This window comes from Streptomyces sp. NPDC053542, from assembly GCF_044544685.1.
In the GTDB taxonomy this organism is placed as follows: domain Bacteria; phylum Actinomycetota; class Actinomycetes; order Streptomycetales; family Streptomycetaceae; genus Streptomyces.
Genome location: NZ_JBITXL010000002.1, coordinates 740357 through 759639, shown reverse-complemented (window position 1 = coordinate 759639; position 19283 = coordinate 740357). Strand labels below are relative to the sequence as shown.

The following is a 19283-nucleotide window of genomic DNA, read 5'->3' as shown; positions in this document are numbered from 1 at the left end:
CATTCCGGCGTTACCTGCGCATCGTGCGCGGCGTTCCCCTATGTGGCGCAGACCGTACGGAATCCCCATCACGTCAGGGAGCACTCCCCATGGCAGGCATGTTCCCCACCACTCCGCAAGCCCACCCGGCCCCCGCACGGCACCGCGCCGCGCCCGCAGCCCGGCCTCCCGAGCCGCAGCCGGTCCACGCGGCCCTGATCTGCGTCGCGCTGCCCGCGCTCGCGATCTCATCCGCCGCCGACGGCCAGCTCACCGGCCGGGGCATGGAGGGCTTCTACCGCTCCGGCAGACGCGTGCTCGCCCGCTGTGTCCTGCGGGTGGCCGGCGCTCAGCCGCTGACCGTGCAGGCCAGACCGCTCGCCGCCGACCGCGCCCGCTTCACCGGCACGCTCCGCACGCCGCACGACCCCGGACCCGATCCCGGCCTCCTGGTCGAGCGCCTCCGGACCGCCGACGGCACCGAGCGCATCACCCTGCACAACCACACCCGCCGGGCGCTGCGGCTCCCTCTCGAAATCACCTTCGCCACCGACCTCGCCGAGCTGGGCGCCGTCGCCGGCGGACTCCCCGGGCCCGATCTGCCCGCCTCCGTCCACGACGCCGGCCTCCGCTGGGCCACCGACACGGTCCACGCGACGGTGACCGCGGACCCGCCGCCCGACGACGCGCTCGCGGCGGCCGGGCTGCTGCGCTGGGGACTGCACCTGCCACCGGGCGCGCACCACACCATCGAGCTCCGCATCCGCAGCGGCACGACCGCACCGGCGAGACCCGGCTCCCGCGGCAGCGGCGTCCCCGCCACGGGATCGCACGCCGGCCGCCCGCCGCGCCCCTGGTCCGCGGCCCGGCTCCAGTGCGAGGACCCGCGAGCCAGTACGTTGCTCGCCGCCGCTCTCGACGATCTCGGCGGCCTTCTGATCCGGGATCACGCGGTGCCCGCCGACGCCTGCCTCGCCGCCGGCGTCCCCTGGCGCTGCGGCCTGGCACCGGCCGAGTCCCTGTCCGCCGCCCGCATGCTCCTCCCGCTGGGCACCGGACTCGCGGCCAGCACCCTCCGCGTCCTCGCCCGCACCCAGCACGCCGACCCAGGACCGGAATTCGGACGAATTCCCGGCCCGCTGCGCGACGCGGGCCCCCATTCGCCACCGAGCTGCACGGGCATCGAGGCGACCCTGCTGTTCCCCGCGGTCCTCGCCGAAGCCCGCCGGTGGGGCCTGCCGACACCCGAAGTGGAACGCCTGCTGCCCGCCGCCGAACGGTGCCTCACCTGGCTGCGCCGTACGACGGAGCAGGCCGCCGGGGCCCCGGCCGGCGGCGGCTGCGTACCGGACCCGGCCCCGACCGGCCCGTACCGCTGCGAGACGCAGGCCCACGCCCACCGCGCCGCGCTGCTGGGCGCCGACCTCCTCGACGCCTGCAACCGCCCCGGGGGCGACGCGCTCCGCGAAGGGGCCGCCGTGCTGCGCCGGCGCTTCCGCGACGGGTTCTGGATCGACGACGCGGGCGGCGGCCGCCCCGCGGCCCTGTGCGCTCCCGACGGCCGGCCGCTCACGCGCCTCGTCGCCGGTGCGGCGCACCTCCTCGACACCGGCCTGCTCGGTGCCGGCACCTTCGCGCCCGGACTGCTCGACAGCACCCGCGCGGATCAGGTGGCGCGACTGCTCAACAGCCCTGCCCTGGACACCGGCTGGGGCCTGCGCGGCCTCGGCGGCAAGGAGGACGGCTACAACCCCTTCGGCCACCGCAGCGGCGCGGTCCGCGTGCAGGACACCGCCGTCGCCGCCTCGGCCCTGGCCGCCGCCGGCCACGAAGCGGCGGCGACCTCCTTGATCCGAGGACTGCTGGACGCCGCGGAGAGCTTCGGGTACCGCCTCCCGGAGATGTACTCGGGTCAGCAGCGCACGGGGGACGGTGCTCCTGTGGCACATCCCACGGCCTGCCGCCCGGCGGCGGTGGCGGCGGCCGGCGCGGTGCACGCCCTGGTCGCGCTCGCGGGCATCCGCCCCGATGTCCCCGGCGGCACGCTCTCCGTGCGGCCCGTCGCAAGCACACCCCTGGGCGCCCTGCACCTCACCGGTCTGACCGTCGCGGAGCGGCCTTTCGCGGTACATGTCAGCGGCCGTGGCCTGGGAATGGTGGAGGAGGCGGCGGATGGTCTGCAACTGGGGGCGTGAAGCAGCGTACGGCCTGTTTATCGTCAGGCGGACGACTATGATCGCGGCATGCCTCCCTACGACCCGTCGGCCTTCCCGCCGTTCGCCGTCACCGTCGACCTGGTCGTGCTCACCGTGCGCAGGCACGCGTTGTGCGCGCTGGCCGTGCGCCGCGGTGAGCCACCGTTCCCGGGGCGGTGGGCCCTGCCCGGTGGGTTCGTGCGGGCCGACGAGGACCTGGAGACCGCGGCGGCCAGGGAGCTCGCCGAGGAGACCGGTCTGCACGCCCACGGTCCGGCGGGCCCGCAGCTCTTCCCCGGCGCCCATCTCGAACAGCTCGCGACGTACGGAGACCCCAAGCGGGACCCGCGGATGCGGGTGGTCAGCGTGGCCCACCTGGTGCTCGCCCCCGACCTGCCGGCGCCGCGCGCGGGCGGCGACGCGCACAGTGCGCGCTGGGCCCCGGTCGAGACGCTCCTCGGGCAGGACAACGGCCTCGCCCGTGACGGCGAGCCGGCCGCCTCCCTGGCCTTCGACCATGCGCGCATCCTCGGGGACGGCGTGGAGCGGGCCCGCTCCAAGATCGAGTATTCCTCGCTCGCCACCGCTTTCTGCCCGCCGGAGTTCACGGTGGGGGAGCTGCGCCGGGTGTACGAGGCGGTCTGGGGCGTGGCACTGGACCCGCGGAACTTCCACCGCAAGGTGACCGGGACGCCCGGGTTCCTCGTCCCGACCGGTGGCACGACGACCCGTCAGGGAGGCCGCCCGGCCCAGCTGTTCAGGGCAGGCGGCGCGACCCTGCTGAACCCGCCGATGCTCCGGCCCGAGGTGTGACTCCGGGCTCCCGCCCGCTCCGGGCGAGCGGCGTTCCCGCACGGCGAGGACACGAGCGGCGCGGAGGACTCGGCATTACCGGCAAATAGGACATTGCGGGTTACCTTGGCGAGGTGAGTCCTTCAGTCCCCGCAGCACTCGCAACTGCCCACGCCCCCGCCGTCGCAACCGCCCGCGCCGCCACGCCCTGCCGCGCGCTCGGCGCCCCCCGCGCCACCACTCGGCGAGGCGCGCGATGATCCAGGCCGTCGGACTGACCAGCGAAGCCCGGCGCGGCCTGCCGCCGGCCGTGGACGACCTGACCTTCGAGGCGCCGCCCGGCGCGGTCACCGTCCTCCTCGGCGCCCGGGGCGCGGGCAAGACGACGGCCCTGCGCCTGATGCTGCGGCTGGAGCGCGGGCGGGGCATCACGCTCTTCCGCGGCCGCCCCCTGCACCGCCTGCCGAACCCGGCGCGGGAACTGGGCGTGCTGCTCGGCGACGTACCCGGCCACCCCGCCCGTACGGCCCGCTCGCACCTGCGGATGCTCACCGCCGCGGCCGGCGTCTCCCCGGGCCGCGCCGAGGACGTCCTGGAGGCCGTCGGCCTCAGCGGCCTGGCGGAGCAGCGCCTGGGCGAGTTCTCGCGCGGCATGGACCGCCGGCTGGGCATGGCAGCCGCGCTGCTCGGCGACCCGCACACGCTGCTCCTCGACGAGCCGGACGACGGTCTCTCCCCGCGCGAGACGGCCTGGCTGTACGGGCTGCTGCGGGGCTTCGCCGAGCGCGGCGGCAGCGTGCTCGTCACGGCCGCCGACCCCAAGGCGGCCGCCCGGCTGGGCGACCGGATCGTCACGATCGAGGACGGCCGGCTGCTCGCCGACCAGGAGGCCGGGGACTTCACGCACACCCGGCTGCGGCCCCGGGTCAGCGTGCGGTCGCCGCACGCCGACCGGCTGGCGGCGCTCCTGGTGGACGAGTGGCAGCGCGCCGACCCCGCGGTGGACCCGCGCGCGGAACAGCCGCTGGAGGTCGTACGGGAGAGCGGCAATCGCCTCGCCGTGTACGGGAGCAGCTGTGCCCTGGTGGGCGACACGGCGTTCCGGCACGGGATCCTGGTGCACCAGCTCGCGGACGAGACGGGGGACGCCCGGCCGGCCGTGCCGCTCAACCGGGCCGACGGCCGGCCATCGGCGCGGCTGACGGCCGGTCATGGCCCGGTGGTGGCCGCGGAGCCGGCCAAGGCCGAGGCGGACACCGAGAAGGACGACGCCCGGTACGCCGTCGCGGCGCACGGAGAACCGGACGAGCCGCACGCCGCGGCCCGGGAAGGCGAGCACACCGACGCACGCGGCGCCGGTGAAGAGCGCGTGCATGCCGGCGAGCCGGTGCGCAAGGACGCCGGAGGGCACTGCGCCGTGGTCTCCGGCCCGCTCGGCACGGGAAGTGCGGACGGGGCCGACGGCCTCCCGGCGGCAGGCCGGACGGCCACCGTGCCCTCGTCCTCCCGGCGTGTTCCGCTCACGAAGGGCGCCGATTCGCTCACGAAGGACCCCGACGGCACCCTCGCGTCCACCCTCGAACTCACGCCCGTGCCCGCTGCCCCCGGGGGCAGCGGTGCGGCCGCGGTCGGCCCGACCGGCACCCCGCCCCACGGCACGGCGATCCCCCTCGCGGCCCCTCGTGCGCCGCGCACCTCCCCGTCCCCGCGCGGCAAGGTGCCGGCGGCTCAGCTGCCGCTGCCGCGACTGTCCGCACCGGGGCCCGTCTGGCCGGTCCGCTATGAGCTGCGCCGAACGGCCAGTGACCGTACGGGAATCGTCGTGGGCGTTCTCGTACTGGCGATCTCGCTGATTCTGGCGTGCGTCCTGGCCCGCACCGGCGGCACGCCGGCGACCCGCGTACTGATGGGCTGGCCGGACCGGCTGCCGTTCCCGCCCGCCGCGGTGGGGGCCGGGCTGATCGGCGCGCTCGCCTTCGGTCAGGAGTTCCGCTACCCGGCGCTCGCGCCCGAGCAGGGCTCCGTGCCCCGCCGGCTGCGGTTGCTGGGCGCCAAGTTGCTGGTCAGCGCGGTGATCGCGGCCATGCTGGCGCTGACCTCGCTCGTCCTCGACGGCGTGCTCGTGGGCTACGCCTTCGGCGTCGAAGCGTTGCCCGCGGTAGCCGACTGGCCGCTGCTGTCGCTCGGTTGGGGCGCGCTGCTCGTCGCGTCGGCCTGGGCCGGTCTGCTGGCGGCCGGGATCTTCCGGTCGACGGCGCTGGGGCTGGCGACGGTACTGGCGGTGCCTGTCGCCGTGGTGCCGCTGATGCAGGGAGTGTTGAGCGATCCGGCTGCGCGTTCGATGGTCGGCTTCCCCGCGCGGGTACGGACGACGGCCCTGGTCGACTGGCCCACCGGTGTCGACCGGCTGACCGACGCCGCCTGGCGGCTGGCGGCGCACCCGGTGGCCGGCGCGCTCACGCTGTCGCTCGCGGCCCTGCTCTGCGCCTACACCCTGACCGCCCTGCGCAGGAGGGCACGTTGAGCGGACGGGCAATGCCACAGGAAGAAGGGGCGGAAGACAGAAGGAAGGGACTGCCCATGGTGCGGGTGAGGGAGCAGCGAAAGACGAGGTGAGCGGCGGGAAAGAGCAGCACGGCGGCCGGCGGTACTCACGAGGCACCGGCACTTCCCGCACCCCGTACAGCGCGAACTGTCCAGGACTCCGCGCGACGCGTCTGCTTCCTTCCGATAAAGCGTCAATTGTAGGGTGATGGGCGATCACCCTTTCGTGTGCTTTTCACCAAAGACCTCAAGGCGCTCCGGCACGTCGCCGACAAAGGATGCGTGAGTACCCTTGCGCACACCATGATGACCGCGACTCGCCCCGCCGACACCGGCCTGACCGGCCCGGGCGAGCTCGACCGCTACCCCTACGCCGACGCCGTCGGCGGCGAGCGCACCGACCGCGTGGCTCCCGTGTGGGACGGCCACGAAAGCGAGCTGGGCCGGGTCGGCCGCCGCGCCGCCGGCAGCCGCGGCCGCGGCCTGCACGGCCAACTCGTCCAGCAGCTCGGCCAGATGATCGTCTCCGGTGACCTCGGGGCCGACCGTCCGCTCGTCCCCGAGGAGATCGGCCAGCGCTTCGAGGTCTCCCGCACCGTCGTCCGCGAATCGCTGCGCGTCCTGGAGGCCAAGGGCCTGGTCAGCGCGCGCCCGAACGTCGGCACCCGGGTCCGCCCGGTCAGCGACTGGAACCTCCTCGACCCCGACATCATCGAGTGGCGGGCGTACGGCCCCCAGCGCGACGACCAGCGCCGCGAGCTGTGCGAGCTGCGCTGGACCATCGAGCCCCTCGCCGCGCGCCTCGCCGCGGGCCACGGCCGCGAGGACGTCCAGCAGCGCCTCGCCGACATGGCCGAGATCATGGGCCACTCCGCGGCCCAGGGCGACTCGCTGACCTTCGCCCGCGCGGACGCCGAGTTCCACTCGCTGCTCCTCCAGCTCACCGGCAACCGCATGCTGGAGCACCTCTCCGGCATCGTCTCCGCGGCGCTCCAGGTCTCCGGCGGCTCGGCCCTCGGCTGCGAGCACCCCGTCGAGACGTCCGTCGGCCAGCACATGAAGATCGTCGACGCGATCGGCGCGGGCGACGCGGCAGGTGCCGAGGTCGCGATGCGCCAGCTCCTCGCGACCGACGGTGAGGCCGGCGGGCCGGTCGGAAGCGGTGCGGCGGACCGTGTGGTGCCCGCGCCCCGCGAGCACTGACACCCCCCGGGACCCGGATCGCTCCGAGGTGTCCCGCCCTGAAGAAACCGTACGCCGCACCTCTGCGCGACCGGCCGTCTCCCGGTGACGGCGCACCCGCCCCGCGACAAGGGCGGCGAGGCGGCGCGGACACCGTACGCACGCGGACGCGCGCACCGATGCGTCCGTACGCACACACCGAGGAACGCACCCACGCAGTCGACGCGATCGAGGCAGCGCATGCGGCAGGCGTGGCGATGACCGCGACTGGGCAACGCAGCGAACACCAGCAAGAGGAAGCAACGCAGCGAACGCAAGAAGCACCGCAGCGAACGCAAGAAAGAGGACCCCGTACGTGCCGGCGGGCCGTACGAGCCAGTGGGGCGGTCGCCGAGCCGCACGTCTTCGTGCGGGGCGGCCGCCTGCCCGGCCCGGTCCCTCGTGGCCGCCGAGGCTCCTTTCTCGCCTCCTTCTCTCCAGTACGCCCCCACATCGATCAAAATGTGTCGTTATGGGGTGTGACTCGGGCCACGCGGATTGGGCGTAACGCTCTGCGGGGAAGCGCGATGACTTAAGAGGTGATAGCCGAGGAGGGAATACGGCGGCCGCTTGCGGCGCTGTCCCAACTCCCTGGTTGCCCTTGCGCCGTCGGCCCACCCCCGTCGACGGTCGTCGGCTCCGGTCCACAGTGGACGGGGCCGGAAGCCGTTTCCATCGTTCCGAGAGGTTGTTCGTGTCGGCCAGCACATCCCGTACGCTCCCGCCGGAGATCGCCGAGTCCGAGTCTGTGATGGCGCTCATCGAGCGGGGAAAGGCTGATGGGCAGATCGCCGGCGATGACGTGCGTCGGGCCTTCGAGGCTGACCAGATTCCGCCAACCCAGTGGAAGAACGTTCTGCGCAGCCTCAACCAGATCCTCGACGAGGAGGGTGTGACGCTGATGGTCAGTGCCGCAGAGGCGCCCAAGCGCACCCGCAAGAGCGTCGCAGCGAAGAGTCCGGCGAAGCGCACCGCCACCAAGACCGTCGCGGCCAAGGCCGCCGCGGTGAAGAAGCCCACCGCGGCGGCGGCCGCGGCCGTCTCCCCGGTGTCGGACGGCCCGGGTGCCGAGGCGGAGCCCTCGCCGGTGAAGAAGGCGGCGGCCAAGAAGGCCACCGCGAAGAAGGCCACGGCCAAGAAGACGGCCGCCAAGAAGACCACGGCCAAGAAGACCAAGAAGGACGCCGTCGACGAGATCCTCGAAGAGGACACCGTCGAGGAGACCCCGGCGGCGCCGGGCAAGGGTGACGCGCCCGAGGCGGCCGAGGGCACCGAGGCCGCGGGCTTCGTGCTCTCCGACGAGGACGAGGACGACGCCCCCGCGCAGCAGGTCGCCGCGGCCGGCGCCACCGCCGACCCGGTCAAGGACTACCTCAAGCAGATCGGCAAGGTCCCGCTGCTCAACGCCGAGCAGGAGGTCGAGCTCGCGAAGCGCATCGAGGCCGGCCTGTTCGCCGAGGACAAGCTGGCGAACTCCGACAAGCTCGCGCCGAAGCTCAAGCGTGAGCTGGAGATCATCGCCGAGGACGGCCGCCGCGCCAAGAACCACCTGCTGGAGGCCAACCTCCGCCTCGTGGTTTCGCTGGCCAAGCGCTACACCGGCCGCGGCATGCTCTTCCTGGACCTGATCCAGGAGGGCAACCTCGGTCTGATCCGTGCGGTCGAGAAGTTCGACTACACCAAGGGGTACAAGTTCTCCACGTACGCGACGTGGTGGATCCGCCAGGCGATCACCCGCGCCATGGCCGACCAGGCCCGTACGATCCGTATCCCTGTCCACATGGTCGAGGTCATCAACAAGCTCGCCCGTGTGCAGCGCCAGATGCTCCAGGACCTGGGCCGCGAGCCCACTCCGGAGGAGCTGGCCAAGGAGCTCGACATGACCCCCGAGAAGGTCATCGAGGTCCAGAAGTACGGCCGCGAGCCCATCTCGCTGCACACCCCGCTGGGTGAGGACGGTGACAGCGAGTTCGGTGACCTCATCGAGGACTCCGAGGCCGTCGTGCCGGCCGACGCGGTCAGCTTCACTCTTCTGCAGGAACAGCTCCACTCGGTCCTTGACACGCTCTCCGAGCGCGAGGCGGGCGTCGTTTCGATGCGCTTCGGCCTCACCGACGGCCAGCCCAAGACGCTGGACGAGATCGGCAAGGTCTACGGCGTCACGCGCGAGCGTATCCGCCAGATCGAGTCCAAGACGATGTCCAAGCTGCGGCACCCCTCGCGTTCTCAGGTGCTGCGCGACTACCTGGACTGACGTCCCAGGTCAGCGGGCATAGGAGCCCGGTCACTCCGCTCGGGGAGTGACCGGGCTCCGGCGTGTCCGGGGTGCGGCACTCGGCGGACTGACTCACTGTGGGTGTACGAATGCTCCCCCAGAGTCAGGAGTCGGTATGGGCATCCGCACCCGCGCTGTCACCACGGTTCTCGCCGCCCTCGCGCCGGCCGTCGCCGCACTCGGAGTGCCGGGGCCGGCTGCCGCCGACAGCGTCATCGTCGGGGGACGCCAGGTGCAGAGCTCCTCCAGCCCCTGGGTCGTCGCACTGGCGAGCCGCGAACGCTTCGGGAACGAACGCTCCGGGCAGTTCTGCGGGGGCGTGCTCGTGGGGCCCTCGACGGTGCTCACGGCGGCGCACTGTATGGGCAAGGACGTGCTGGGCGCGTCCCCGGACCAGGTCAAGGACCTGCGGGTGATCGTCGGGCGCACCGACCTGCGCAGCCGTGCGGGCAGGGAGATGGCGACGAGCAAGGTCTGGATCAACCCCGGGTACGACGCCACGACGAACGCGGGAGACTTCGCCATCGTGAAGCTGCGCGGCATGATCCCGAGCACTTACGCGCTGCCGATGGCGGGCCTGGGCGACCGCTCGTACCAGCCGGGCACGGGCGCCTCGGTCTACGGCTGGGGCGACACGACCGGCAACGGTACGTATTCCTCGGTGCTGCGCGCGGCACGGGTGCAGGTCATGCAGGACTCGGCCTGCAAGCGCGCGTACCCGAAGAGCGTGGACGGCACGTACGACGGCGCCTCGATGCTCTGCGCCGGCACGCAGCAGGGCGGGCACGACGCCTGCCAGGGGGACAGCGGCGGACCGCTCGTGGCGAACGGACGGCTGGTCGGGCTGGTCTCGTGGGGGACCGGCTGCGGGGAGCCGGGAAAGCCGGGTGTCTACACGCGGGTCTCGGCCGCCAAGCAGGCGGTGATGGCCCAGGGCGGCTGAGAGCGGCCGCGGCGGGCGGCTGGGCCCCGGGGGCGGGGGAGCGGCCCAGGAGCCGCACAGCGCCCCAGGAAGCCCTCTGAGAGGGCCTGTCGGGTCAGGGATCAGGGGCAGTGCCGGACGGGGCGTTCCGGTCCTCGTGACGGATCACGAAGGCCGGACGCCGTAGGACACCGATGCGAGTACGAGTGCGGGCGGTCTCCCCGGTGGGTACCGGGTGAAACCGCCCGCGCACGGCTCGTAGCCGCTACTCGCTCGTCGTCGGTGCGATGTGTCAGCGTTCCTCATCGGACGCAGACGCCGGAGAGGCGGTCAGCCGCTCCGTCTCGTCCTGTATCTCCGCGGCGATCTTCTTGAGTTCTGGCTCGAACTTGCGCCCGTGGTGAGCGCAGAAGAGCAGTTCGCCGCCGGACATCAGGACGACGCGCAGGTATGCCTGTGCGCCGCAGCGGTCGCAGCGGTCAGCGGCCGTCAGCGGGCTCGCGGGGGTCAGAACAGTAGTCACGTCGCCTCTTCTCTAGCTCGACGAGCTGTCGTACCAGGGTCAACATCCAACCAGGCCGAAAACGTTCCCGCTCGTGGCTTTTCCTCGAAATTTTTTTTCCGAGGTGGCCGGGTGCTGCCGGGTGGCGGCGAATGAGCCGTATTGCGTGGTGGTCTGATTCAAGTGTCGGTCGGGCCTGTCCTCCCGGCTGGGTTGCCGGTCGTTGATGAGGACGTGCCCGGAGCCTAAATGGTTCATGCCTCGAAGGGAACGTGATGTTCACGTCACCCACACGAGGAATAGAACGTATGAGCGAAACTCTACTAGCATGGGCCCGCTTACGGGTGGCGTCACATCGGCTCTACCGGGCCTCGGTACCCTCTGACCGGCGACACCGCCACATACAGGGTCCGCGGAATGCGGACCACCAGAAATTCAGCGAGGAGCGAACCGCGTGACCGCCGAGATGTCCGTGCCGTCCACCGCCGTGCTGACCGGGGCAGACCGGGACGGATCCAACTACACCGCGCGGCATCTGCTCGTCCTGGAGGGCCTGGAGGCCGTCCGCAAGCGCCCCGGCATGTACATCGGGTCCACCGACAGCCGTGGCCTGATGCACTGCCTGTGGGAAATCATCGACAATTCCGTCGACGAGGCGCTGGGCGGCTACTGCGACCGCATCGAGGTCGTCCTGCACGAGGACGGCTCCGTGGAGGTCCGGGACAACGGCCGCGGCATCCCCGTCGATGTCGAGCCCAAAACCGGCCTCAGCGGCGTCGAGGTCGTCATGACCAAGCTGCACGCCGGCGGCAAGTTCGGCGGCGGCTCCTACGCGGCCTCCGGCGGCCTGCACGGCGTCGGCGCCTCCGTGGTCAACGCCCTCTCCGCCCGCCTGGACGTCGAGGTCGACCGCAACTCCAAGACCCACTCCATCAGCTTCCGGCGCGGCGTCCCCGGCATCTTCACCGAGTCGGGCCCCGACGCCCCCTTCGACCCCACCGGCGGCCTCGTCAAGGGCAAGCGCATCCCGAAGACCCGCACGGGCACCCGGGTGCGCTACTGGGCGGACCGCCAGATCTTCCTGAAGGACGCCAAGCTCTCCCTGGAGACGCTGCACGCCCGCGCCCGCCAGACCGCGTTCCTCGTGCCCGGCCTCACGCTGGTCGTACGGGACGAGCGCGGCATCGAGAGCGAGGGCCCGAGCGAGGAGACCTTCCACTACGACGGCGGCATCAGCGAGTTCTGCGAGTACCTGGCCCAGGACAAGGCCGTCTGTGACGTGCTGCGTCTCTCGGGGCAGGGCACCTTCAAGGAGACGGTGCCGGTCCTGGACGACCGCGGGCACATGACGCCCACCGAGGTCACCCGCGAGCTGGGCGTGGACATCGCGCTGCGCTGGGGCACCGGGTACGACACGACCATCAAGTCGTTCGTGAACATCATCGCCACCCCGAAGGGCGGCACCCACGTCAGCGGCTTCGAACGCTCCGTGACCAGGACGGTCAATGAAGTGCTGCGCTCCGCCAAGCTGCTGCGCGTCGCCGAGGACGACATCGTCAAGGATGACGCCCTCGAAGGGCTCACGGCGGTCGTCACCGTAAGGCTGGCCGAGCCCCAGTTCGAGGGCCAGACCAAGGAAGTACTCGGTACGTCGGCGGCCAACCGCATCGTCGCCAACGTGGTGGCCAAGGAGCTGAAGGCGTTCCTGACCTCCACCAAGCGCGACGCGAAGGCGCAGGCCCGCGCCGTGCTGGAGAAGGCCGTCGCGGCCGCCCGTACGCGCATCGCCGCCCGGCAGCACAAGGAGGCGCAGCGCAGGAAGACCGCGCTGGAGTCCTCCTCGCTGCCCGCGAAGCTCGCCGACTGCCGCAGCGACAACGTGGACCGCAGCGAGCTGTTCATCGTCGAGGGCGACTCGGCGCTCGGTACGGCCAAGCTCGCGCGCAATTCCGAGTTCCAGGCGCTGCTGCCGATCCGCGGAAAGATCCTGAACGTTCAGAAGTCCTCCGTCTCGGACATGCTGAAGAACGCCGAGTGCGGCGCGATCATCCAGGTCATAGGGGCCGGTTCGGGCCGCACCTTCGACATCGACGCGGCCCGCTACGGCAAGGTCATCTTCCTCGCCGACGCCGATGTCGACGGCGCGCACATCCGTACGCTGCTGCTCACGCTCTTCCAGCGGTACATGCGCCCGATGATCGAACAGGGCCGGGTCTTCTCCGCCGTGCCGCCGCTGCACCGTGTGGAGCTGATCAACCCCAAGAAGGGCCAGGACAAGTACATCTACACGTACTCGGACAACGAACTGCGGCAGACCCTGCTGGAACTCCAGCGCAAGAACGTCCGTTTCAAGGACAGCATCCAGCGCTACAAGGGCCTGGGCGAGATGGACGCCGACCAGCTCGCCGAGACCACGATGGACCCGCGCCACCGCACCCTGCGCAGGATCAACATCAGCGACCTCGAGGCCGCCGAGAAGGCGTTCGACCTGCTCATGGGCAATGAGGTCGCGCCGCGCAAGGGGTTCATCACCGACTCCGCCGCGTCCCTGGACCGCTCGCGCATCGACACCTGATCCGCGCTGTCGTACGAGGGCCGTCCACCCCCTGGGTGGACGGCCCTCCGCGCGTCTCCGTGCTGCGTCGCCGGCACCCACTCCTCCCGGTTGGTCCGTCACCTGATGGGGTGAAGGAATTCGCAATGGATGTCCGGGAACAGCCGCGTCTGTCCATCCTTGGGCGCACGGCCAGTCAGGCCGCGGAACAAGGAGATGCCCGGTGGAGAAGCGCGACGGCCGCCCGGCCGGAGCCGTACGGCTCGACGACCCCTGGTACGACACCCCCGCCTCCGGACGGGGTGATCAGGGGGCGGCCGGACGGGACGACGGCGGTGTGCCGGCGCAGCGGGCGGATGCGGACGGTACGGAGCGCGGGACGGCCGACGCCGCGGCGGAGGACGGCCCCGACCTGTCCTGGCCGAGCCTCCCTGCGCAGCGCGCGGACGCCCCCGGTGCGCCCGGGGAGCCGGCGCACGCCGATGTGTATCTCACCGTCCAGCGCAGCGCCGCCTTCCAGGAAGTGCGCCGCCGCTACCGCAGCTTCGTCGTGCCCGCCACGGCCCTCTTCCTGACCTGGTACCTCGCGTACGTCATCGCGGCCGTCACCGCCCCACGCCTGATGGCCCGGCAGGTGATGGGCCCGCTCAACGTCGCCATGCTCGCCGGACTGGGACAGTTCGTCACGACCTTCGTCCTCACCTGGGCATACGCCCGCCACGCCCGCCTGCGCCGGGACCGGGCCGCGCTCGACCTGCGCTGGGAGACCCAGGAGATGACAGGGGGCAACGTACGTTGACCGGCCGCCCGTCCGCCCTCGCCGCCTCCGTGGCGACCGATGACCACCAGATCCTGGCCCTCGTCCTCTTCAGCGCCTTCGTGGCCGCGACCCTCGCGGTCACGGCCTGGGCCGGCCGCCGACGGCACGGTTCGGCAGAGGAGTTCTACGCCGGGGGCAGGCTCTTCTCGCCCCTGGAGAACGGTTTCGCCATCGCCGGTGACTACATGTCGGCGGCGTCCTTCCTCGGCATCTCCGGCCTCATCGCCCTCTTCGGGTACGACGGCCTGCTGTACTCCGTGGGCTTCCTCGTCGCCTGGCTCCTCGTGCTCTTCCTCGTCGCCGAACTGGTGCGCAACTGCGGCCGCTTCACCCTCGCCGACGTGGTCGCCGCCCGTATGCGCCGCCGCCCCGTCCGGATCGCCGCGGGCGTCTCGTCCGTCACCGTCTCCGTGCTCTACCTCGTCGCCCAGATGGTCGGCGCGGGCAGCCTGGTCGCCCTCCTGCTCGGCGGGACGGGCCAAGCGGCCCGTACGTGGACGGTCGTCGGCGTCGGCGCCCTGATGGTCTTCTACGTCATCTGCGGCGGCATGCGGGCCACGACCTGGATCCAGATCATCAAGGCCGTGCTCCTCATGGGCGGCGCCATCGCCCTGACCCTCCTCGTGCTGCTCCGCTTCCACGGTGACCTCGGCGCGCTGCTCTCCACCGCGGCGCAACGGAGCGGCCACGGCGCGGACTTCCTGGCCCCGGGCCTCAAGTACGGCGGCAGCTGGACCGCCCGGCTGGACTTCCTGAGCCTCGGGCTGGCGCTGGTCCTCGGGACGGCGGGCCTGCCGCACATCCTGTCGCGCTTCTACACCGTGCCCACCGCCCGCGCCGCCCGCCGCTCCGTGGTGTGGTCCATCGGGCTCATCGGCGGCTTCTACCTGATGACGATCGTGCTCGGCTTCGGAGCGGCGGCCGTCCTCGGGACCGACGCGGTACGGGCCGCCAACCCGGCCGGCAACACCGCCGTACCGCTGCTCGCCCTCGTCCTGGGAGGCGGCCCCGAGTCCACTGGCGGAACGATCCTTTTCGCCGTGGTCGCGGCGGTCGCCTTCGCCACGATCCTGGCCGTCGTCGCGGGCATCACCCTCGCCTCCTCGGCCTCGGTCGCGCACGACCTGTACGGCGCGTTCCGGCGCGGCGGGCGCCCCGCCTCCAGGGAAGTCGCCGTCGCGCGGGCCGCGGCGGTCTGCGTCGGGGCGCTGGCCATCGGCCTCGCCCTGCTCGCCCAGGACCTCAACGTCGCCTTCCTGGTGGGCCTCGCCTTCGCGGTCGCCGCCTCCGCCAACCTCCCCGTCCTGCTCTTCTCCCTCTTCTGGCGCCGCTTCACCACCCGGGGCGCCGTCTGGTCCGTCTACGGAGGGCTGCTCCCCGCGCTCGTCCTCGTGGCGCTCTCACCGGTCGTCTCCGGGAGTCCCGCGGCGGTCTTCCCCGGCCTGGACTTCCAGCTCTTCCCCCTGGAGAACCCCGGCCTCGTCTCCATCCCGCTGGGCTTCCTGTTCGGCTGGCTCGGTACGGTCACCTCTCCTGAAGCCCCGGACGCGGCTGCCCGGCACGCGGAGACCGAGGTACGGGCGCTGACGGGCGCGGGGGCGGCGTGAGGGCCGCACAGGCGGCGTAGCGGGCCCGGCCGGCTCAGACCCAGTCGTACCGGTGCTCCGGCCGGCCCGTCTCGCCGTACCGAAGCGTCAGCTTGACCCGGCCGGCCCGCTCCAGGAGCTTCAGGTACCGCTGTGCGGTCTGCCGGCTGAGGCCGGCCCGCAGGGCCACCTCCTGTGCCGACAACGGCGTCTCGGCGGAGCGCAGGACGGACCGTACGCGGTCGGCCGTCGCCGTGGAGTGCCCCTTGGGCAGCTCGGCCGGACCGGCGTTGGCTCCACCCAGCGCCCCGAAGATCCGGTCCACCTCGGACTGCTCGGCCTGCCCGCCGTCCTCGAAGGTGCGACGCAACGCCGCGTACCCCTCCAGCTTCGAACGCAGCCCGGCGAACGTGAAGGGCTTCACCAAGTACTGGAGCGCGCCGTGCCGCATCGCGGCCCGTACGGTGGCGACGTCGCGCGCCGCCGTCACCATGATCACGTCTGTGTGCAGGCCGCGCTGCCGCAGCCGGGCCACGAGCTGCAGGCCCGTCTCGTCCGGGAGGTAGTGGTCCAGCAGGACGAGGTCGACGGCCGTGCTCTCCAACACGGCCAGCGCCTCGGCGGCGGTGTGCGCCTGCGCGACGACCCGGAAACCGGCGATCTTCGCGACGTACGCCGCGTTGATCCCGGCCACCCGGACGTCGTCGTCGACGACGAGTACGTCGATCATCGGGCACCTCCGAGACGATCCGGCAGCGATTCCCCGCTTACAGCGGAGCCATGCGTCTCGGGCAGGGCGTCCGCGAGCGCGTCGGGGAGCGTCACGGTGAACCGTGCGCCGCCGCCCGGCCGGTCGTCCACCTCCGCGCTGCCCCCGTAGCGCTCGGCCAGCCGCCGCACGAGGACCAGCCCGATACCGCGCTGCCCATGGGCCGGCGGTTCCTTCGTCGTCCAGCCCTCCGTGAAGATCTCCTGGCGCCGCTCGGGCGGCACGCCGGGGCCGTTGTCGCTGACCCGCACGGTCGCCGTGCGGCCCTCGGCGCGCACCTCCACCTCGACCTGCCCGTCCCGCCCGCCGGCCGCCGCGTCCAGCGCGTTGTCGACCAGATTGCCGACCACCGTGACGAGACCGTGCGGGTCGACCACCCGGTCCGGCAGCCGGGTCGCCGGCGCGATGCTCAGCGAGACGCCGCGCTCGGCGGCGACGGTCGCCTTCCCCACCAGCAGCGCCGCCAGCAACGGGTCGTGCACGCGCTCGGTGACCTGCTCGGCGGTCGCCCGGTGCACGCCGACCGCGTGCGTCACGAACTCCACCGCTTCCTCGTACAGCCCCAGTTCCAGCAGCCCGAGGAGCGTGTGCAGCCGGTTGGCGTGCTCGTGGTCCTGGGCGCGCAGCGCGTCGATCAGCCCCCGCGTACCGTCCAGCTCACGGCCCAGCCGCTCCAGTTCCGTACGGTCCCGCAGGGTGACCACGGCGCCGCCGTCGTCGGTCGGCATCCGGTTGGCCACCAGGACCCGCTGTCCGCTGACGGTGAGCAGGTCGGAGCCGGAGGCCCGGCCCGCCAGCACGTCTGTCGTGCGGCCCGGCGGCAGCACGGTGTCCAGGGGGCGGCCGGTGTCCTCCGCACGCAGGTCGAGCAGCCGCTGCGCCTCGTCGTTCAGCAGCCGGATGCGCCCGTGCCGGTCCAGTGCGACGAACCCCTCGCGGATCCCGTGCAGCATGGCCTCCCGCTCGGCGAGCAGCGCGGAGATGTCGGAGAAGGCCAGGTCGTGGGTGCGGCGCTGGAGCCGGCGCGCGACGAGGTACGCGGCCAGCGCGCCCACGGCGAGCGCCCCGCCCGCGTAGGCCAGCAGGTCGGGCACGGTCGACAGCAGCCGTTGCTGCACGCTCTCGTACGCGATGCCGACCGAGACGGCGCCGACGATGCCGCCGCGGTCGTCCCGCAGCGGGACCTTGCCCCGTGCCGAGCGGCCGAGCGTGCCCTCGTCGATCTGCATGACCTCCCGGCCGTGGAGGGCGGCGCTGGGGTCGGTGGAGACGTGCCGGCCGATCTCGTCGGGGTCGGTGTGCGACCAGCGCACGCCGCGCCTGTCCATGATCACGATGTACTCGGCGCCGGTGGCCCGTCGGATCCGCTCGGCTGCCGCCTGGACCGGGCCGCCGGGGGAGGGGCGGGACGCCTTCAGTTCGTCGTCCAGGCGCGGCTGGGCGGCGGTGGTCTGCGCGATGGCCAGGGCGCGGCGCATGGCCTGGTCGTCCAGCTGGGCGCTGAGCGGCGCGAGGAAGAGGCCGGTCGCCAGCGCGGTCACGCCGGCGGCGATGGCCAGCTGCACGAGCAGGACCTGCGCGAACACGCGGCGCGGCCAGCGCAGCCGCAGCCGGGGCCGGCCGCCGTCGCGCGGCTCACCGACCGCGCCGGGCCCGCTCGCCCTCTCCTCGCCGTTGTCGCCCATACGAACGAACAGTAAGCGGGGTGGCGGTGGCTCGGGTAATCGCCGGTCCCGCGCTCGCCGACGTCCTCACCGAAAGTTATCCACAGGCCCGCCACGGCCGGGCGGAATCGCTCTAATCTTCAGACGCGGTCACAGAACGTGACGATCACGAGACGGTGATGGCGGGGGTGAGGGCAGTGATGTCTGTGACGGACATGAGCGCGGGAGGGATGGCCGAGGCGCCGCAGCTGGCCGGGGCGGCGGTGTCGCCGGAGCGCTGCTCGACGGTGACGCGCCAGGCGCGGCCGTCGGCGTGGGCGAGCGTGAGGGTCCAGGAGGGCGGCGTTCCCCCGCCGGAGGAGCGGTCCTCGGTCCCGGTGACGTCGAGGGCGTCGGCGCGGTCCTCGCCGATCAGATCGCGGACCGCCAGGTCGGCGGCCTGCGCCGGGCGGTCCCAGGTGGAGCGGCCGCGGCAGTGGTCGGTGACCACCCGGCCTTCGCGCGCCGCGACGACGGCGTCCTTGACCAGCGGCGCTTCTGCCCGGCCGTATGCGTATCCGTACGGCAGCACGAAGAGGGTGGGGGAGAAGCGATGACCACCGATGTGCGTGACCTCCCACGCCTCCATGCCGTCCGCCGCCAGCTCCGCGGCGAGCGGCCGGCCCAGCACGGCACAGCAGCGGTCGCGCTTGCCGTTGGTGCACACGAGGACCGGCGGCCGGCCCGTGTACGGCTCCCAGAGACCGCCGTGCGCGCCCGCGCCCAGCGCCGCGAAGTCCAGCTGGAGGAGCGTGCCGGGGTCGGCGATCCGCGCCGTGCGGATCCAGGAGCGGCCGGGGGCGGTGTGCGCGACGAAGACCCGGCGCGGCGTGTTCGCCCCTCGGTCGGCGTGCCGGCCGGGACGGCGGATCAGGGCGACGCGTACGCCGGTGTCCGCGGCGGCGGCCTCCAGGGCGCGGCCGACGGCCGGGTCGAGATGGCTGTCGGTGAGTGCTTGGGCACCCCAGGGGCCGCTCTGCTCGACGAGCAGCCAGGTCCGGGCGGTGGCCGCCGTGCCGGCCAGGGGTTCGGCCGCCGTGCGGGAAGCGGTTGCGCAGGTACTCACATAGGTGAGCCTAACCTGATCCCCGCGACGGCGACGGGCAGCGGGGCGGCAATGGCCTGTCCTCGCCGGAGCGCTTCGCATGTTCTCCGCCGTCGGCCGACCGGACGCGGCCGGCCTGCCGGCCGCCCGGGAGACCGAGCCGGTGCTTGCCGTGCATCCGGGGGAGCCCGGCCTGGCCGGGGAGCCGGACGGGGCGCCCATATCCTGGAGCGGGCGACGGGCCTGAAGATCGTCCAGATCCTCCGGACAGCAGGGCGCTCCGTAGCGGCCGCTGCCTGCCGGGTCCGTGCCCGCCACGCTCGATCGACGTACGCCGCGGCCGAGGCCGGCAGGCGTACGCGGACCGACCGGACAC

At 72.8% G+C, this 19283-nt stretch carries 13 protein-coding genes; 9 read left to right on the top strand and 4 right to left on the bottom strand.

Annotated elements, in window-relative coordinates; genetic code table 11:
- Positions 1-89 precede the first annotated feature (89 nt).
- The 6 genes from ACIGXO_RS07530 (at position 90) to ACIGXO_RS07505 (ending at position 9949) form a co-directional block, all read left to right on the top strand.
- Complete coding sequence (locus ACIGXO_RS07530; protein ID WP_399781675.1) at positions 90-2174, top strand: glycogen debranching N-terminal domain-containing protein; 2085 nt, start codon at positions 90-92, stop codon at positions 2172-2174.
- Between the two features lie 48 nt (positions 2175-2222).
- Positions 2223-2987, top strand: coding sequence for an NUDIX domain-containing protein (locus ACIGXO_RS07525; RefSeq protein WP_399781672.1), 765 nt, complete (start codon positions 2223-2225; stop codon positions 2985-2987).
- Between the two features lie 235 nt (positions 2988-3222).
- Complete coding sequence (locus ACIGXO_RS07520) at positions 3223-5490, top strand: ATP-binding cassette domain-containing protein (protein WP_399781669.1); 2268 nt, start codon at positions 3223-3225, stop codon at positions 5488-5490.
- Between the two features lie 248 nt (positions 5491-5738).
- Entirely contained in the window at positions 5739-6713 is a 975-nt protein-coding gene (locus tag ACIGXO_RS07515; protein WP_399781666.1) for a FadR/GntR family transcriptional regulator, read from the top strand.
- A 706-nt stretch (positions 6714-7419) separates the two neighbouring features.
- Entirely contained in the window at positions 7420-8985 is a 1566-nt protein-coding gene (locus tag ACIGXO_RS07510) for an RNA polymerase sigma factor (protein WP_399781663.1), read from the top strand.
- Positions 8986-9121: 136 nt separating this feature from the next.
- The gene (locus ACIGXO_RS07505) at positions 9122-9949 is read left to right on the top strand and encodes a S1 family serine peptidase (protein ID WP_399781660.1); all 828 of its coding nucleotides are present in this window, start codon (positions 9122-9124) and stop codon (positions 9947-9949) included.
- A gap of 271 nt (positions 9950-10220) precedes the next feature.
- Here ACIGXO_RS07505 and ACIGXO_RS07500 read toward each other — a convergent pair whose 3' ends face one another.
- Positions 10221-10451 carry a hypothetical protein gene (locus ACIGXO_RS07500; protein ID WP_003981845.1) on the bottom strand — a complete coding sequence of 77 codons (231 nt, stop codon included), beginning with the start codon at positions 10449-10451 and terminating at the stop codon, positions 10221-10223.
- Positions 10452-10884: 433 nt separating this feature from the next.
- On the opposite strand from ACIGXO_RS07500, the gene ACIGXO_RS07495 reads away from it, so the two are divergent.
- The 3 genes from ACIGXO_RS07495 to ACIGXO_RS07485 all read left to right on the top strand — a co-directional run bounded on the left by ACIGXO_RS07495 (position 10885) and on the right by ACIGXO_RS07485 (position 15411).
- Positions 10885-13005: a type IIA DNA topoisomerase subunit B gene (locus ACIGXO_RS07495; protein WP_399781657.1), complete on the top strand. Its 2121-nt coding sequence runs from the start codon at positions 10885-10887 to the stop codon at positions 13003-13005.
- A 202-nt stretch (positions 13006-13207) separates the two neighbouring features.
- Positions 13208-13783, top strand: a complete 576-nt coding sequence (locus ACIGXO_RS07490; RefSeq protein WP_399781654.1) for a DUF485 domain-containing protein — start codon at positions 13208-13210, stop codon at positions 13781-13783.
- Between the two features lie 29 nt (positions 13784-13812).
- Positions 13813-15411 carry a cation acetate symporter gene (locus ACIGXO_RS07485; RefSeq protein ID WP_399781985.1) on the top strand — a complete coding sequence of 533 codons (1599 nt, stop codon included), beginning with the start codon at positions 13813-13815 and terminating at the stop codon, positions 15409-15411.
- Positions 15412-15445: 34 nt separating this feature from the next.
- On the opposite strand, the gene ACIGXO_RS07480 is transcribed toward ACIGXO_RS07485, so the two are convergent.
- The 3 genes from ACIGXO_RS07480 to ACIGXO_RS07470 all read right to left on the bottom strand — a co-directional run bounded on the left by ACIGXO_RS07480 (position 15446) and on the right by ACIGXO_RS07470 (position 18928).
- The gene (locus ACIGXO_RS07480; protein WP_399781651.1) at positions 15446-16120 is read right to left on the bottom strand and encodes a response regulator; all 675 of its coding nucleotides are present in this window, start codon (positions 16118-16120) and stop codon (positions 15446-15448) included.
- A complete protein-coding gene (locus tag ACIGXO_RS07475; protein WP_399781648.1) occupies positions 16117-17844 on the bottom strand; it encodes an ATP-binding protein in 1728 nt (575 codons plus the stop codon). Before ACIGXO_RS07475 ends, ACIGXO_RS07480 begins: the two co-directional genes overlap by 4 nt.
- A gap of 145 nt (positions 17845-17989) precedes the next feature.
- The gene (locus ACIGXO_RS07470) at positions 17990-18928 is read right to left on the bottom strand and encodes a sucrase ferredoxin (RefSeq protein ID WP_399781645.1); all 939 of its coding nucleotides are present in this window, start codon (positions 18926-18928) and stop codon (positions 17990-17992) included.
- Positions 18929-19283 lie beyond the last annotated feature (355 nt).